The sequence below is a fragment of the Nonomuraea sp. NPDC049504 genome (assembly GCF_040676845.1).
GTDB lineage: Bacteria > Actinomycetota > Actinomycetes > Streptosporangiales > Streptosporangiaceae > Nonomuraea > Nonomuraea salmonea.
The window spans coordinates 382,934-397,889 of the sequence record NZ_JBFAPT010000001.1; the positions used below are offsets into that span (position 1 = coordinate 382,934).

The window sequence follows — 14,956 nt, forward strand, 5'->3', positions numbered from 1 at the left end:
GGTGCCCTCACTTCGTTCGGTCACTCTCCGGATCATCACGTCGACGGGGCAGGGCGGCCACGTCGGGCGGGAGCGGCGGGATGCCCGCAGCCAGACACATCAGATCACACCAAGCGGCGACATGGCCGGACAGATCTTCCTGTGCGGGTGACCAGGACGCCCGCAACTCCAGCTCGGTCGTGACCGGATCGTCGGCCTTGTTGCCGAACCCCTCGGACACGGCTCTAGTCACGGTACCGCCAGCGGCGGAGTAGTCGGCTTGGTGGGCGTCGAGCGCCTCGGTCAGCCAGCTCCACGCGACCGGCCCGAGCAGCGGGTCGGAGGTGATCTCCGGCTCCATGTCGGCCCTGACGTAGGCCACCAGCCGGAACGGCCCCTCCCAGCCGCGCTGGCCGTCGGGGTCGTAGAGCAGGATCAGCCGGCCGACCGCCAGCTCGTCGTCGTCGCGGTAGACCGACGCGCCGATGGCCGCCGAGTAGGGGGCCAGCCGCTGGGGAGCGGGCAGGTCCTCGAGCTCGATCTCCGGCCGCACCTCGGCCAGCCGCATGCTCTCCGCGGCCCGTGCGAACACGGCGGGAGGCGGCGGCTGGTCACCGAGCGTCATAGCCGAAGCGTAGGTCGAAGACGGGCGGAAGGGGACCACGGGGGTGCTCATCCTTCGTGATCAAGTGGCTGCCGTAACCAGCTGGCGAACCGGGCGGATGGTCTCAGCGGCGCCGAAGACGAGGGCGTGACCACACTCGACGCAGGCCCACTCGGGGCACTGGCCTGGCTCGTGCCCGTCGAGGCACGGCGGTTGCTCGAACGGCCGCTCACCGGCGCAGGTCGGGCAGCGCTCACTGCGGCGCTCTGGGGAACTCCACAACGCGGTCATCGCACGAGTCATCGAACCGGGGCCTTTCTTCGGGTCGTGGCTCCGACGTTGGCATGAGCCGCTGACAATTCCCCGCAACGCGCTCGGCGTGTCCTGAAAGTGGTCGATGAATCGGTGCCGCGCGGTGGCTTGGGGAACATTTGGCCCAGTCGAGACCGGCTCTCTGGGCGGGCATGGGGTGTGGTGGACCCGTGGGGGATGCCGATGCCGAGCAGACCGGTAAACCTTCATCTGGCTATCTGATCATGATTTGGGGTGTCCAATGCATCTTTTTCCGACACCTCGGACCCGTGTCCTGACCGCGCCCCCCACATGGCACCCTGGTGAGGTGAACCTCGCCGAGTCAGCCTTCCTGCGCGCCTGCCGCCGCCAGCCCGTCCCGCACACCCCCGTCTGGTACATGCGCCAGGCCGGACGTGCGCTGCCGGAGTATCACAAGGTCCGCGAGGGCGTGCCCATGCTGACGGCGTGCGCCACCCCCGAGCTGATCGTCGAGATCACCATGCAGCCCGTCCGCCGCTACGGCGTCGACGCGGCCATCTTCTTCAGCGACATCGTCGTGCCGCTCAAGGCCATCGGCATCGACCTCGACATCAAACCGGGCGTCGGGCCCGTCGTCGCCGACCCCATCCGCGACGCCAAGGGCCTCGGCGCGCTGCGCCCCCTCGAGCCCGGCGACGTCCCCTACGTCACCGAGGCCATCAAGGCGCTCACCGCCGAGCTCGGCTCCACCCCGCTCATCGGCTTCGCCGGCGCGCCCTTCACCCTCGGCTCCTACCTCATCGAGGGCGGCCCCTCCAAGAACCACGACCGCACCAAGGCCATGATGTACGGGGCGCCCGAGCTGTGGCACGCGCTCATGGAGAAGCTGACCGACATCGTGCTGGAGCACCTGCGCATCCAGATCGCCGCGGGCGCCTCCGCCGTGCAGCTGTTCGACTCGTGGGTGGGGGCCGTCGCGCCCGACGACTACCGCGAGTTCATCCTGCCCCACACCAGGCGCATCTTCGAAGGCGTCGCCGGGGTGCCCCGCATCCACTTCGGCGTCGGCACCGGCGAGCTGCTCGGCGTGCTCGGCGAGGCGGGGGCCGACGTCGTGGGCGTCGACTGGCGCGTCCCCCTCGACGAGGCCGCCCGCCGCGTCGGCCCCGGCAAGGCCCTGCAGGGCAACCTCGACCCGGCCATCCTGCTCGCGCCGTGGGAGGTCGTGGAGAAGAAGGCCCGCGAGGTCCTCCGCCGCGGCGCCTCCGCCGAGGGCCACGTCTTCAACCTCGGCCACGGCGTCCTCCCCTCCACCGACCCCGACCAGCTCAAGCGCCTCACAGACCTGGTCCACGAACACGCCTGACGCATGCGCGTGCGCGTGCGCGTGCGGGCGGCAGGAAGCGGGAGCCCCTGCCCCGGGGCCGGGTGCTTCTGCCCCGGGAAAGTGAGCGGGGGCGTGAGGCGGTAGCGTCTGGAGGCGTGGAAGGGAAACGGGCGCACGTGGTCGTCGTCGGCGCGGGGATCTCCGGACTCGCCGCGGCGTGGTATCTCCGCCAGGGCGCGCGCGAGCGCGTCAAAGTGACGGTCCTGGAGGGTTCGCCCCGCATCGGCGGCAAGCTCTACGCCTCCGAGGTCGCCGGGGTGAGCGTCGACGCGGGCGCCGAGGCCATGCTGGCCCGCCGTCCCGAGGGCAAGGAGCTGGCCAGAGCGGTCGGCCTCGGCGACGACCTGGTCTTCCCCGGCACCACCCGCTCCGCCGTCTACAGCCGCGGCGCCATCCGTCACCTGCCGAAGGGCCAGGTCATGGGCGTGCCCGCCGATCTGGCCGAGCTGGCGAAGTCCGGCATCGTCTCGCCCGGCGGGCTGCTGCGCGTGCCGCTCGACCAGATCCTGCCCCCGACGCTCGTCCGCACCGACGTCTCCGTGGCCTCCTACATCCGCGCCAGGATGGGCGCCGAGGTGGTCGACCGGCTGGTGGAGCCGCTGCTGGGCGGGGTCTACGCGGGCCGCGCCGACATGTTGTCGCTGGAGGCGACGATGCCGCGGGTGGCGGCGGTGGCACGTTCCGAGCGTTCGCTGCTCAACGCCACCCGCCACCTCGTCGAGGACGCGCCCAAGGACGCCGGCCCGGTCTTCACGACCCTGCGCAACGGCGTCGGCGGCCTGCCCGAGGCGGTGGCGAAGGCGTCGGAGGCCGACATCAGGACCGGCGTCACCGTACGGGAGCTGCACCGCACCGAGTCCGGCTGGCGTCTGGTGACCGGCCCCGTGCCGCGCCCCGAGACGCTGGAGGCGGACGCGGTCATCGTGGCCACGCCCGGCCCGGCGGCGAGCCGGCTGCTCAAGGCCGAGGCGCCCAAGGCGGCGGCCGAGCTGGCCCGCATCCAATACGCCAGCATGGCCGTCGTCACGCTGGCCTACCCGGTCGACGCCTTCCCAGAGCCGCCCGCCACCAGCGGTTACCTGGTGCCGCCCGTGGAGCGGCGGGCGGTGAAGGCGGTGACGTTCAGCTCGGTGAAGTGGCCGCACCTGTCGAAGGACCTGGTGATCCTGCGCTGCTCGATCGGCCGGGTCGGTGAGGAGCACCTGCTGCAGCGCGACGACGTGGAGCTGGTCGCGCTGGCCACCGCCGAGATGGCCGACGTGATGGGCGCCCGCGGCCTGCCCGTGGACAGCAGGGTGACGCGCTGGGGCGGCGGGCTGCCGCAGTACAACGTGGGCCACCTCGACCGGGTGGCCAGGGTGCGGGCGGCCGTCGCGATGGAGCCGGGTCTCGCGGTGTGCGGGGCGGCTTACGACGGCATCGGCATTCCCGCCTGCATCGGCACCGCCCGCACGGCCGCCGCCCGGATTCTGGACCACCTGTCCCTGAGAGCAGAATAGGCAGCATGACAGAGGGCGCTCCGCGGCTCAAAGCCCGCGATCTCAACCAGGTGATCCGTTACACGATGTGGTCGGTCTTCCAGGCGACCGAGCCGTGCCCAGGCGACCGCGACGGCCTGGCGGCCGAGGTGCAGGAGCTGCTCGACCAGGCGGCCGGCAAGGACGTCGTGACCAGGGGGGTCTACGACGTCGCCGGGTTCAGGGCCGACGCCGACTTCATGTTCTGGTGGCACGCTCCCACCCCCGAGGACCTCCAGGACGTCTACGCCAGGTTCCGCCGCACCCGGCTGGGCCGGCACAGCAGGCCCGTCTGGTCGGCGATGGCGCTGCACCGGCCGGCCGAGTTCAACAAGTCGCACATCCCGGCGTTCCTCGCCGAGGAGGAGCCGCGTGCCTACGTGAGCGTCTATCCGTTCGTACGCTCCTACGAGTGGTATCTCCTCGACGACTCCGAGCGGCGGGCGATGCTGGCCGAGCACGGCAGGATGGCGCGCGACTACCCCGACGTGCGGGCCAACACGGTGGCCTGCTTCTCGCTCAACGACTACGAGTGGATGCTGGCGTTCGAGGCCGACGAGCTGCACAGGATCGTCGACCTCATGCGGACGCTGCGCGGCGCCCAGGCCCGCCGCCACACCCGCGTCGAGATTCCCTTCTACACCGGCGCCCGCAAGCCGGTGCAGGAGCTCGTCGCCGCTCTGCCGTAGTCCGGCGGGTGGGCGCGGGCTCTTCCCAGCGCCCACCCGCCACAGGCTCTGGGACGAGAACCAGACCCAAATCGGCGATCTCGCTGCAGTGCTCTATCCCCTTTGTCACAATCAGGGAGATCTCCGCTCGGCGGGGCGTGACCGGGGTGGCACGTTCCAGCGGTGGGGCTTGGAGGGCTGGTGGACAGGTCCGGAAGGCGGCGGGGGCGGCACGCGGCAGGACGTCATGCGGGGCGCTCCGGGTGGCGGCGGGGGCTGCTCAAGCGCGCGGCCAGGGGCCGGACGGCAGCCGCGGCCGGCGTGGTCGTGGGCGGCGCGGTGGTGGCGCTGGCGGTGAACGGGATGTTCGGCGCGCCGGCCACGTACGGGCTGCTCGGCACGATCGTCGCCCCCGCCGCGAGCCCGCCCGCGGACGGTGGCGAGCCACATGAGGGCAGGACCGGCGCGGCGCGACCGGGCCCGAGACCACCGGGGTCGAAGGGAGCGGAGGCGGTGAGCAGGGGAGAGCGCCGGCTGGAGCCGCCCAAGCCACGGCAGCAGGCCCCGAGCAGGAGTTCCGGGCTGGTGCCTGGCGTCACGACCCCGGATGACGTGCTGGCCGAGGGCCCGGCCGCTGAGGACGGCAAGGACTACAAGGCGGACGGCCCCTCCCGGCACACCGACGTCCTGGCGGCCGAGTACTTCCGCACGAACTGGGGCGTGAAGGACAAAGCGTTCAAACGCCTGAAAGATGTCCGCACGGTGGGCGGCTACCTGCGCATCTACACCGACCTGCCGGAGAGCGCGGACAACTCCCTCACCGCGATCAAGCTGTGTGAGCGCGGCCTGGCCTACCTCCATGAGCAGGGCGTCCAGAACCCCGTGGTGTTCGTGCACTCCGAGTTCGGCGAGAACGGCAACCCGGTGCTCGCCAACATCCTCGGCCCCTCCGACCGCAGCTGCCGCGTCACCTACCCGAACCCCCGCTGACCAGCGGAAGGAGGGGGCCCGGGTCAGCGGACCCGGACCCGTGTCTTCGAGCACACCTCGCAGCGCTGAGTGACCACCCGCCCGATGGTCTCAACCGTCACCCACCGGTGGCGAAGATGGACAAACCGCACGCGGTGCTCGTACCCGTGGCCGGCGATCGATACGCCCTGTCGTTACCTGATCACCCCTTGGGTTCGAGCCGCAGGGAGATCGAGTTGATGCAGTAGCGGTCGTCCGTCGGCGTCGGGTAGCCCTCCCCGTGGAAGACGTGCCCGAGGTGGGAGTCGCAGCGCGCGCAGCGGACCTCCGTGCGGACCATGCCGAGGCTGCGATCCTCGATGAGCCGGACCGCCTCGCTCTCGGACGGCTCGAAGAAGCTCGGCCACCCGCAGTGCGACTCGAACTTCGTGTCCGAGCGGAACAACTCGGCCCCGCAGGCGCGGCACGAGTAGACCCCCTCGGTCTTGGTGTCGACGTATTCCCCCGTGAACGGGCGCTCGGTCCCGGCCTCCCTGAGGACACGGAACTCCTCAGGAGATAGCTGGGTCCGCCATTCGGCCTCGCTCTTGACCACCTTGTCCATACCTCCAGAGTACGAGATGCGGCAAAAAGAGATCTCCGCAGGCTGAAGCATCCGTTCTCAGGGAATTTCGCGTCTTTCTCGGCAAGGGGGTGTCATCACCCCCTGCCAAGGGGTGAGATCATCCGCAGATCCCGCCGAGCGGCACAGCCCACGCCCGTGCTGGCGCCGCTGGGGATCGGAACGGCCGGCCGGGTGGCGCGCCAGCGCCCGGAACGGCGGAGGGTGATCTGGCGGCCCGTCCCGTCGAGCCCTCGGTCCCGCCACCGAGGAGGCTCCGGGACGGGCCCACCCCGTCCCACCGCCATACTGCCCGGGACGCCCTTAAGCGATCGCCGGCGCGAAGCAACCTCCCCGGGGCCTCGCGCATGGAGAAGACATGCAATCCGAGATCATCCATCCGCCGCCCACGGAAGCGGGCGGCGCGACCGTGGCGGCCTTGTTCGAGGTGCACCGCCTGTCGCTGGTGCGGCTGGCGTTCCTGCTGCTCGGCGACCGGGAGAGCGCCGAGGACGTGGTCCAGGACGCGTTCGCCGCGGTCCATCGCCGGTGGGGCGCGCTGTCCGAGCGCGACCCCGCAGGCAGGTGTTCCTGGCCGTGCGGGGGCTGCCGCGACGCCAGCGTGAGGTGCTGGTGCTGCGCTACTACCTCGAGTCGTCGGAGGCGGAGATCGCTCAGGCGATGGGCGTCAGCCGTGGAACGGTCACGGCGACCCGTGGTACGCACGGGTGGTCGAGGCGATCGGGTGGACCGGCGAAGGGCCCCGGCTGCCCGAGGGCTGCGTCCAGCGGCCGGGAGAAACCTGTGAGGGCACCTGAGGCCCCTCTTCGACGGCAAGGGGTAGGTTCGGGGGCATGGCATCGCCGTTTATCGAGCTCGAGGTGGGGGAGCGGACCGTCAAGGTCACCAATCCCGACAAGGTCTACTTTCCGGAGATCGGCGCCACCAAGCGCGAGCTGGTCGAATACTACGTGAGCGTGGGTGAGGGCGCCCTGCGGGCGCTCAAGGACCGCCCGACCAACCTCAAGCGCCACCCCGACGGCGTGCAGACCGAGGCGATCTACCAGAAGCGCATGCCCCCGAAGCATCCCGAGTGGCTGCAGTCGGTGGAGGTGACGTTCCCGAGCGGCAGGAAGGCCCACTCGCTGCGCGTCACCGAGGTCGCGGCCATCGCCTACTGCGCCAACCTCGGCACCATCGACTTCCACCCGTGGCAGGTGCGCGCCGCCGACGTCGAGCACCCCGACGAGCTGCGCGTCGACCTCGACCCGCAGCCTGGTCTCGAGTTCGACGCGGCGCGCAAGGCGGCGTTCCTGACCAGGGACGTGCTGGCCGAGCTCGGCATGACCGGCTTCGTGAAGACCTCGGGCAACCGCGGCGTGCACATCGCCGTGCGCATCGAGCCCCGCTGGGACTTCGTCCAAGTACGTCACGCCGGCATCGCCCTGGCCAGGGCCGTCGAGGCGCGCGACCCGAGCCTGGTCACCACGGCGTGGTGGAAGGAGGAGCGCGGCGAGCGGGTGTTCATCGACTTCAACCAGAACGCCAGAGACCGCACGGTGGCCAGCGCCTACTCGGTCAGGGCGAAGCCGCACGCGCCCGTCTCGACCCCGCTGACCTGGGACGAGCTGGCCGACGCCGACCCGCGCGACTTCGACATCCGCACGGTGCCGGCCCGGTTCGCGAAGGTGGGCGACGTGCACGCGGCCATCGACGACGCGGCGTACTCGATCGAGACGCTGCTCGACCTCTATGCCGGGGACGACCGCGGCGATCTGCCCTATCCGCCGAACTATCCGAAGATGCCGGGCGAGCCCAAGCGGGTCCAGCCGAGCAAGGCGCGCTCCGACACCTGACTCACTGCCGCGCTCACTGCCGCGCTCACTGCCGGACGAGGCGGTGCGGGGCCAGCTCGCGGGTCTCGCCCCGCTTCAGGTAGACCACGCGGTCGGCGAGCCCGGCCTGCTCGATGTGGTGCTTGAAGTCGTCGAGCGGCGAGCTGAAGACCGTGTAGTCGTCATAGTGGATCGGTACGACGGTGTGCGGATTGATCAGATCCACCCACGACGCCCCCTGCTCGCCGTCCATGGTGACCATGAGCGTGCCGAGCAGTTTGGTGCCGCCCAGGTGGACGAGGGCCAGGTCGATGTCGGGGAAGCGGCGCGGGATGGCGTCGAGCCGCCGGTCGAGCAGCGTGTCGCCGCTGATGTGCAGGCGCAGCTGGACCCGTTCGTCCTGGCCGCAGAACTCCAGCATCGTGCCCATCACGGGCGGCAGCAGCGACTCGGCGAAGCCCGGCGCGTGCTTGCCCGGCAGCGCGGTGATCCGCACGCTGCCGCCGGGGCCGTGCAGCCGGTACTCCGACCAGTTCGACAGCCCGACGGCCTGGCCGAAGCCCTGCCGGTGCAGGACGCGGGCGGCGGACGGGGTGGTGACGATCGTGGTGTCGCGGTCGAGCTTCTTGCGGGCGACGCGGTCCCAGTGGTCACCGTGCATGTGGGAGAGCACGACCGCGTCGAGCGGCGGCAGGTCCTCGACGCGCAGGGCCGGGTCCGTGAGCCGCCGCGCGGCCAGCCCGTAGCCGAGGTGGGCGAGCTGGCCCCGGTGCAGGAAGTTCGGGTCCGTCAGGAGCGTGAAGCCGTTGTAGCGGATGAGCGTGGTCGCGTTCCCGATGAACTGCAGGCTGCCTGTCACGTCGGATCACTCCGGGTGTCGTGGTCGCTGCTCCGGAGGCACGCCGCCGCCCTTGCCGCCGCCCTTGCGGCCCTTGTCCGTGCCGTGCGGGTGCCCGGAGCGCTTCTTGGTCTCGGGTATGACGTCGGCCGCTTTCGCGTTGGCGCCGGACCTTCCTGACCTGCGAAGTTCCGGCTGTTGCGGGTTACTCATGGCTTTCGTCCCCCTTTGTTCCGTACGTCCTCTGCCACGGCCGCCCGGAGCCAAACCCGCCAGCGATGGTCGCGCGGGAAAAATGGCTGGCGATCCGGCGGCGCCCCCCGTTACGCTCCCATCCGTCCGTGAAATGCCGTGTCCGTGGCCTCGTGCCACACGTGGGGAGGGTTTGATGCCTGGCACCGCGCCCAGCGCGCCTCGCAGTCGTGCCTCCGGCGGATCCCGCCTCTGACCGAGCGATGACCTCATAACCGGACAGGCCGTATGACCAGCGTGCCCCGCGAGGCCCGCTGGGCGCTTCCTTGCTGCGTGATTTCGAAGACCATTCCGGCAAGGAGTACCCAGGTTGTCCACCAACGGCAATTCACCACTGCTCAACACCTTCGCCTGCGTACGCTGCGGCCTCACGGTCACCGCGAACGCCCCCGACGGCACCCGGCGCAACCACTGCCCGAGCTGCCTGCACTCGCTGCACCTGCAGGACGAGTGCCGGTCACGGATGATCCCCATCTCGATCGCCGTGCTGCGCACCGGGGAGTGGATGATCATCCACCGCTGCACCCGGTGCGGTGAGCTGACCTCGAACCCGATCTGCGGGGACGACAACCAGCTCATCCTCATGCGCATGGCCGTCAGGCCGTTGGCGCAGCCGCCGTTCCCGCTCGAAGCGTTCGGTGATCTGTGACATGCCGCGCAGGAAACCCGGCGGCCGGCGGCCGCAGCAACGCAAGAAGATCCATCACGCGGAGCCGGCGGACGCGTTCCGCTGCGTCGGCTGCCGGCTCGACGTGCCCATGACGGCGCCCGGCACCGCGCACCGCAACCACTGCCCGAACTGCCTGACCAGCCTGCACGTCGATCGCCGCGTGCCCGGTGACCGCAGGGCGGGCTGCCGGGGCCGGATGGCGGCGCTCAGCGTCTCCGTCCGGGGTGACGGCGAGTGGCTGATCATCCACAGTTGCCAGTCGTGCGGCGAGCTGAGCGCCAACCGCATCGCGGGCGACGACAACGCGCTGGCGCTGCTGCGCATCGCCATGCGGCCGCTGTCGGACGCCCGCCTGCCGGTCAACGCCCTGCTCGCGCTGTGACGGGGTGGCCGGGACCGCTTCGCGCGGCCCCGGCCGCCGAGCCTGGTCAGTCGCCGAACTCCAGGTGCAGGGCCTGGGTGAAGTCGGCGATGGCCTCCTCGTGCCGGTCCAGCTCCTGGTAGATCTCGCCGCGCACGCGGAACGCCCAGACGTACTCGGGGTCCAGCTCGATGGCGGCGTCCAGGTCCCTCAGCGCGGCCTCGTTGTCGCCCAGCTCGCTCAGCACCGCGCCCCGGCTGCCGAGCGCGCGGTCGTTGCCCGGGTCCAGCTCCAGCGCACGGCTGAGGTCGGCGAGCGCCTCGTCGTAGCGGTCGATCATGCGCAGCGCCTCACCGCGGCGGCTGAGGGCCCGTACGTGGTCGGGGTCCGCCTCAAGAGCCTTGGTGTAGTCGTCGATGGCCTCGGTGTAGAGGTTCATGCGCTGGTAGAGCTCGCCGCGGGCGAGCCAGGAGTACGCCAGGTCCGTGTTCAAAGAGATGATCTTGGTGTGCTCCGCCAGTGCCTCGTCCAGCCGGTCCAGGTCCACCAGCGCGTCCGCCTTCGCCTCGAGGATCCACAACGAGTCCGGGGTGAGGGTGAGCGCGTGCTCGAAGTCCGCCATGGCCTCTTCCAGGCGTCCCATCGCGGCGTAGGTCTGGCCGCGCGAGCCCAGCGCGTACGCGCTGTCCGGCTCCAGCTTCAGCGCCTCGTCGAAGTCGTCGAGCGCGGCCTGGTAGCGCTCGATCACCCGATGGCTCTCACCGCGCAGCCGCCAGGCGCGCGCGTTCTCCGGGACCAGCGCGATCGCCTCGGTCAGGTCCGCTATCGCGGCGTCGTGCCGCGACAGGGCGATGTACGACTCCGCCCGGCTGCGCAGCACGGAGGCCCGGGACTGCGCGGCCGCGTCGGACAGCCCGGAATGGTCCATGATCCCCTCGTCCATGGGGGGTAAATCTATCCGACTAAATCTTGATGATGGCGGCCTTTTCCCGGGTGTACTCGAGGACCGCGTCGTGGCCGTATCCGCTGTCCTTGACCCCGCCGAACGGCAGCCCGGGAGGCATCTGGCGGAAGGTGTTCACCCAGACCGTGCCGGTCCGCAGATCACGGACGAACCGGTGCGCCCGTCCCAGGTCCCGCGTCCACACGCCGGCCGCCAGCCCGTAGCGGGAGTCGTTCGCGATCGTCAGCGCCTCGTCGTCGGTCTCGAACGGGATGGCCACCGCGACCGGGCCGAAGATCTCCTCCTGGCACACCCGCAGCCCGTTGTCCTCGCTCGTGTAGAGCGTGGGCGCCACCCAGTAGCCGCCCGGCAGCTCCGGCACCACCTCCGCGCCCGCCCGGCCGCCGAAGACCAGCCGCGCGCCCTCCTTCTCGGCCAGTTCCAGGTACGACGTGACGCGCTCGTACTGGGCCGCCGACACGATCGGCCCCATCGTCGTCGCGAGGTCGAGCGGGTCGCCCAGCACCAGCTCCGCGCAGGCGCGCTCGATGCGGCCGAGCATCTCGTCCCAGATCGAGCGGTGGATGAGGATGCGCGAGCCCGCCACGCACACCTGGCCCGCGTTGCCGGTGTAGACGGAGTTCACGGTGACGCCGAGGGTGGCGGCGTCCAGGTCGGCGTCGGGGAAGACGATGTTCGGCGACTTGCCGCCCAGCTCGAACGTCATCGGCTTGAGCGCGTCCGCCGAGGCCCTGGTGATGGCCTGGCCGGTCTCGGTGGAGCCGGTGAGGCTGACCTTGCCGACGCCCGGATGCCGGACGAGCGCGTCGCCGACCTCCTCGCCCAGGCCGCTGACGATGTTGAGCACGCCGGGCGGGAACACCTCGGCCAGCAGCTCGCCCAGCCGCAGCACCGACGCGCTCGCCTGCTCGGCGGGCTTGACGACGACCGTGTTCCCGGCGGCCAGCGCGTACGCGGCCTTCGCGGAGAAGGTCGAGATGGGGGAGTTCCACGGGATGATGCAGACGGCCACCCCGTACGGCTCGCGCCTGGTCAGCCCGAGCGCGTCCGGCCCGAGCTGCACGGTGTCGCCCCTGACCGCGTCGAGGCACTGCCCGGCGGCGATCTGCCACAGGTACGCCATGCCCGGCAGGTCCCGCTTGAGCGTGTCGCGCAGGATGCGGCCGTTGTCGCGGGCCTCCAGCCGGGCCAGCTCCTCGGCGTGCTCGCCGAACACCTCGGAGACCTTGCGCAGGTAACCCGCCCTCGCCAGGGCGGGCAGTGCCGACCAGGAGGGGAACGCGCGCCCGGCGGCCTCGACCGCGGCGGCGGCCTCCGCTGCGCCCGACGCGGGGATGCGGGCCCAGGGCTCGCCGGTGGCGGGGTTGACCGTGTCCATCGTGCGCGGGGCGGGCACCAGCTCGCCGCCGATGAGGTTGCGGTAGTCAGGCACGCGACCAAGCATATGCTTGCTCAAGTACGCTGACCAGGGGCCGGAAAGATCACGTAAAGCGCCCGAAAGTGGACGCATAGTCGCGGTAACGCGGGGCACAACCGGTCGCGAGGGTGGGTGGTGGCGATGGTGAAGCGATGGCTCGGGCGGCTGGCGTACGGATCGCGCTATGACGACGTGCCGTGGGGGCAGCGGGTCTACGTACGTCCGGGGGAGCGGCTCGCCAGGGAGGCGCAGTGGCGCCTGCTCACCTGGCGCGCACCGATCGTGTCCCGGGCCGCCTACGAGCGCACCCGCTCCCTGGGCGAGATCGAGGAGTTCCTCGACTGCATGATGTGCGGCGAGTCGCGCCAGCAGCCGCTGTTCGAGCCGAACGGCGGCAAGGGCTGGCGCTACCACGTCGTCCGCTGCCCGGCCTGCGGCTTCCTCTACCGCAACCCGAACGTCCGCCCCGAGCGCCTCGGCGACCTGTACGCCACCGGCTACAGCTCGTTCCTGACCGGCAAGTACGCCGCCAACCGGCAGCGCCGCTACGACCTCACGATGCGGGCGTTCTCCCCGGTCTTCGACGAGGGCAAGGAACGCCGCCTGCTCGACTTCGGCTCCGGCGTCGGCCTCTTCCTGGAGCTGGCCGAGCAGCGCGGCTTCGACGCGTACGGCGTGGACCTGTCGCCCGAGTCGGTCGCGCAGGCCAACGAGCGGCTCAGCCGGGCCCGCACGTTCTTCGGCGCCCCGCAGGACGTGCCCGAGATCGCAGCCGGCGGCTTCGACGTCATCACGCTCTGGTCGGTGCTTGCCCACCTGCCCCGGCCGCTGGACGACTTCCGGCTGTTCAGGAGCCTGCTGGGGCCGGGCGGTGTGCTGCTGATCCTCACCGTGAACGCCAACTCCCTGCTGCTCAAGGCGTACGGGTCGCAGTGGAGCGGCTTCACCAAGAACCACCTGATGTTCTACTCGCCCCGGACCGTGCGCACGCTGCTGCGGCGTACGGGCTTCGCGGGCGTCGCGTTCGCCCCGCACTACGGCGACACGATCGAGGCCGGCACCACCAGGCTGCCCGCCGGCCTGGTCAGCCGGCTGCGCAGGAACGTGCGGCTCAGCGACGGCGGCAACATGATGCGGGTGCTCGCCTTCGCCGACGAGGAGGCCATCGGCCGGTACGGCGGCGGCCCGCTCACCGTGCACCGCCTCACGTCGTAGCCGCCGCCACGGTGGCGCGCGCCCGCTCGCGGGTGAGTGGGGTGAGCAGCAGGCCCACGGCGACGGCGGCGGCACAGGCGAGCACGCACACGACGAACCCGTCCCGCAGCCCCTGCGCGGTGCCGAGCAGCGGCCCGAACGCGGCCACGCCCACGGCCCCGCCGACCTGCCGCGCGGTGTTGAACGCCGCCGATGCCGCCCCGTGCAGCTCGGGCCCGACGGCGGCGATCGCCTGCGAGGTCATGGACGGCACCAGCAGCCCCGAGCTGAACCCGGCGGGCACCAGCGCGAGCACCAGCGGCCACAGCTCCTCCGCCGTGCCCGCCCACGCCACCAGCAGGAACGTCCCGGCCAGCACCGCCTGCGCCGTGCCCACCACGGCCGGCCGCCCGAACCGCCGCGCCAGCCGGGCCGCACACAGGTTGGCGATCGCGATGAGCCCGGTCAACGGCAGGAACAGCAGCCCACTGCTCAGCGCTCCCAGCCCGCGCCCTTGCTGGAGCATGAGGCTCATCGCGAACAGCAGCCCGTAGAAGGCGAGATTGAACAGCGCCCCCTGCGCCGCCGTCACGACGAACACCCGATCCCGGTAGAGCGCCGCCGGCACCAACGGCATGCGCCTGGCCCGGCCGCCGGGTGCCTGGCGGGTGTAGGCGGCGCGAGTGGCCAGGACGAAACCGGCGAGTCCGGCCACCCCCAGCACCATGGCGGTGACGACCGGCGTGCTCAGGAGGCCCTGGACGGGGGTCTCGACGAGGGTGAAGACCAGGCCGCCGATCAGCAGGGTCGCGGTGACCAGGCCGGCGACGTCCAGACGACGCTCGCCGCGCGGCACGGCCGGCATCGACCGCACGCTCCAGATCATCGCGGGGACCCCGATGAGCACGTTGACGCCGAACACGGTACGCCAGTCCGCGACCGCCACGAGCGCGCCGCCCAGCAGCGGCCCCGCCGCCATCCCGACACCGCCGGCCGCGGACCACCAGCCGACCAGCCGGTGCCGCGCGTGCTCGTCACCGGCCGCGGCGGTGGCGAGCACGAGCGCGCTGGGCAGCAGCAGCGCCGCCCCCGCGCCCTGCACCAGCCGCGCCCCGTTGAGCACCGCCATCGTGGGCGCCGCCGCGCACGCCGCCGACGAGACCGTGAACACCAGCAGCCCCGCCACGAAGGCCCGCTTGGCGCCGAAGGTGTCGGTGATCGCGCCCGCGCCCAGCATCACCGCCGCGAACGAGAGCGTGTAGGCGTTGACGGCCCACTCCAGCTCGGCGCGCGAGGCGCCGAGGTGGGAGGCGAGCTGGGCGAGGGTGAGGTGCACGATCGTCCCGTCCACGAAGACCATGAAGGACGCGACCAGCGCCAGTACGATGACACCTCGACGATGTTCGATAGCCATGGAACAACTGTAG

16 protein-coding genes and 1 pseudogene are annotated in these 14,956 nt (G+C 71.3%); 10 read left to right on the plus strand and 7 right to left on the minus strand.

All coding sequences use genetic code 11. From position 1 onward, the window contains the following. Positions 1 to 7: 7 nt before the first annotated feature. The gene (locus AB0K28_RS01695) at positions 8 to 604 is read right to left on the minus strand and encodes a DUF3000 domain-containing protein (RefSeq protein WP_345387286.1); all 597 of its coding nucleotides are present in this window, start codon (positions 602 to 604) and stop codon (positions 8 to 10) included. A 598-nt stretch (positions 605 to 1,202) separates the two neighbouring features. On the opposite strand from AB0K28_RS01695, the gene hemE reads away from it, so the two are divergent. The 4 genes from hemE to AB0K28_RS01715 all read left to right on the plus strand — a co-directional run bounded on the left by hemE (position 1,203) and on the right by AB0K28_RS01715 (position 5,418). Further along, entirely contained in the window at positions 1,203 to 2,222 is a 1,020-nt protein-coding gene (gene hemE, locus AB0K28_RS01700; RefSeq protein WP_364363823.1) for a uroporphyrinogen decarboxylase, read from the plus strand. Between the two features lie 116 nt (positions 2,223 to 2,338). Next, positions 2,339 to 3,742, plus strand: a complete 1,404-nt coding sequence (gene hemG / locus AB0K28_RS01705) for a protoporphyrinogen oxidase (RefSeq protein ID WP_364363826.1) — start codon at positions 2,339 to 2,341, stop codon at positions 3,740 to 3,742. Between the two features lie 5 nt (positions 3,743 to 3,747). Beyond that, positions 3,748 to 4,449, plus strand: a complete 702-nt coding sequence (hemQ, locus tag AB0K28_RS01710) for a hydrogen peroxide-dependent heme synthase (RefSeq protein WP_355427777.1) — start codon at positions 3,748 to 3,750, stop codon at positions 4,447 to 4,449. A gap of 180 nt (positions 4,450 to 4,629) precedes the next feature. After that, the gene (locus AB0K28_RS01715) at positions 4,630 to 5,418 is read left to right on the plus strand and encodes a hypothetical protein (protein WP_364363830.1); all 789 of its coding nucleotides are present in this window, start codon (positions 4,630 to 4,632) and stop codon (positions 5,416 to 5,418) included. A 181-nt stretch (positions 5,419 to 5,599) separates the two neighbouring features. Here AB0K28_RS01715 and msrB read toward each other — a convergent pair whose 3' ends face one another. Beyond that, positions 5,600 to 6,001 carry a peptide-methionine (R)-S-oxide reductase MsrB gene (gene msrB, locus AB0K28_RS01720; RefSeq protein WP_345387280.1) on the minus strand — a complete coding sequence of 134 codons (402 nt, stop codon included), beginning with the start codon at positions 5,999 to 6,001 and terminating at the stop codon, positions 5,600 to 5,602. A gap of 376 nt (positions 6,002 to 6,377) precedes the next feature. Between msrB and AB0K28_RS01725 the strand changes: the two are divergent. The 3 genes and pseudogenes from AB0K28_RS01725 to ligD all read left to right on the plus strand — a co-directional run. Further along, a pseudogene (locus tag AB0K28_RS01725) lies at positions 6,378 to 6,509 on the plus strand (hypothetical protein); the annotation flags it as partial. Positions 6,510 to 6,631: 122 nt separating this feature from the next. After that, on the plus strand, positions 6,632 to 6,973 hold the full coding sequence (locus tag AB0K28_RS01730) for a hypothetical protein (RefSeq protein WP_364364501.1): 342 nt from the start codon (positions 6,632 to 6,634) through the stop codon (positions 6,971 to 6,973). Next, positions 6,880 to 7,854, plus strand: a complete 975-nt coding sequence (gene ligD / locus AB0K28_RS01735) for a non-homologous end-joining DNA ligase (RefSeq protein ID WP_364364504.1) — start codon at positions 6,880 to 6,882, stop codon at positions 7,852 to 7,854. Before AB0K28_RS01730 ends, ligD begins: the two co-directional genes overlap by 94 nt. Positions 7,855 to 7,879: 25 nt before the next feature. Here the strand turns inward: ligD and AB0K28_RS01740 are convergent, their stop codons facing one another. Together AB0K28_RS01740 and AB0K28_RS01745 are read right to left on the minus strand one after the other, a co-directional pair. Continuing rightward, positions 7,880 to 8,692 carry an MBL fold metallo-hydrolase gene (locus tag AB0K28_RS01740; protein ID WP_345387276.1) on the minus strand — a complete coding sequence of 271 codons (813 nt, stop codon included), beginning with the start codon at positions 8,690 to 8,692 and terminating at the stop codon, positions 7,880 to 7,882. 6 nt (positions 8,693 to 8,698) lie between these two features. Next, complete coding sequence (locus tag AB0K28_RS01745) at positions 8,699 to 8,884, minus strand: hypothetical protein (protein ID WP_345387274.1); 186 nt, start codon at positions 8,882 to 8,884, stop codon at positions 8,699 to 8,701. Between the two features lie 349 nt (positions 8,885 to 9,233). Here AB0K28_RS01745 and AB0K28_RS01750 point away from each other — a divergent pair, with 349 nt between their 5' ends. Together AB0K28_RS01750 and AB0K28_RS01755 are read left to right on the plus strand one after the other, a co-directional pair. Beyond that, on the plus strand, positions 9,234 to 9,572 hold the full coding sequence (locus AB0K28_RS01750; protein ID WP_364363835.1) for an RNHCP domain-containing protein: 339 nt from the start codon (positions 9,234 to 9,236) through the stop codon (positions 9,570 to 9,572). 1 nt (position 9,573) lies between these two features. After that, on the plus strand, positions 9,574 to 9,975 hold the full coding sequence (locus AB0K28_RS01755) for an RNHCP domain-containing protein (RefSeq protein ID WP_345387270.1): 402 nt from the start codon (positions 9,574 to 9,576) through the stop codon (positions 9,973 to 9,975). A 46-nt stretch (positions 9,976 to 10,021) separates the two neighbouring features. On the opposite strand, the gene AB0K28_RS01760 is transcribed toward AB0K28_RS01755, so the two are convergent. Both AB0K28_RS01760 and AB0K28_RS01765 read right to left on the minus strand, forming a co-directional pair. Next, positions 10,022 to 10,897, minus strand: a complete 876-nt coding sequence (locus tag AB0K28_RS01760) for a tetratricopeptide repeat protein (RefSeq protein WP_364363838.1) — start codon at positions 10,895 to 10,897, stop codon at positions 10,022 to 10,024. 19 nt (positions 10,898 to 10,916) lie between these two features. Then, positions 10,917 to 12,350: an aldehyde dehydrogenase family protein gene (locus AB0K28_RS01765; protein ID WP_364363841.1), complete on the minus strand. Its 1,434-nt coding sequence runs from the start codon at positions 12,348 to 12,350 to the stop codon at positions 10,917 to 10,919. A gap of 126 nt (positions 12,351 to 12,476) precedes the next feature. On the opposite strand from AB0K28_RS01765, the gene AB0K28_RS01770 reads away from it, so the two are divergent. Beyond that, positions 12,477 to 13,550, plus strand: coding sequence for a class I SAM-dependent methyltransferase (locus AB0K28_RS01770; RefSeq protein WP_364363844.1), 1,074 nt, complete (start codon positions 12,477 to 12,479; stop codon positions 13,548 to 13,550). Here the strand turns inward: AB0K28_RS01770 and AB0K28_RS01775 are convergent. Then, complete coding sequence (locus AB0K28_RS01775) at positions 13,540 to 14,943, minus strand: MFS transporter (protein ID WP_364363847.1); 1,404 nt, start codon at positions 14,941 to 14,943, stop codon at positions 13,540 to 13,542. The two genes, AB0K28_RS01770 and AB0K28_RS01775, sit on opposite strands and share 11 nt — an antisense overlap. Between the last annotated feature and the right edge of the window lie 13 nt (positions 14,944 to 14,956).

Bases quoted from the DNA above. Each gene is read 5' to 3' on its own strand.
- hemQ (WP_355427777.1), top strand. From the start codon at position 3,748: ATGACAGAGGGCGCTCCGCGGCTCAAAGCCCGCGATCTCAACCAGGTG.
- AB0K28_RS01770 (WP_364363844.1), top strand. From the start codon at position 12,477: ATGGTGAAGCGATGGCTCGGGCGGCTGGCGTACGGATCGCGCTATGAC.
- msrB (WP_345387280.1), bottom strand. From the start codon at position 6,001: ATGGACAAGGTGGTCAAGAGCGAGGCCGAATGGCGGACCCAGCTATCT.
- AB0K28_RS01760 (WP_364363838.1), bottom strand. From the start codon at position 10,897: ATGGACGAGGGGATCATGGACCATTCCGGGCTGTCCGACGCGGCCGCG.
- AB0K28_RS01695 (WP_345387286.1), bottom strand. From the start codon at position 604: ATGACGCTCGGTGACCAGCCGCCGCCTCCCGCCGTGTTCGCACGGGCC.
- AB0K28_RS01745 (WP_345387274.1), bottom strand. From the start codon at position 8,884: ATGAGTAACCCGCAACAGCCGGAACTTCGCAGGTCAGGAAGGTCCGGC.
- AB0K28_RS01775 (WP_364363847.1), bottom strand. From the start codon at position 14,943: ATGGCTATCGAACATCGTCGAGGTGTCATCGTACTGGCGCTGGTCGCG.
- AB0K28_RS01755 (WP_345387270.1), top strand. From the start codon at position 9,574: ATGCCGCGCAGGAAACCCGGCGGCCGGCGGCCGCAGCAACGCAAGAAG.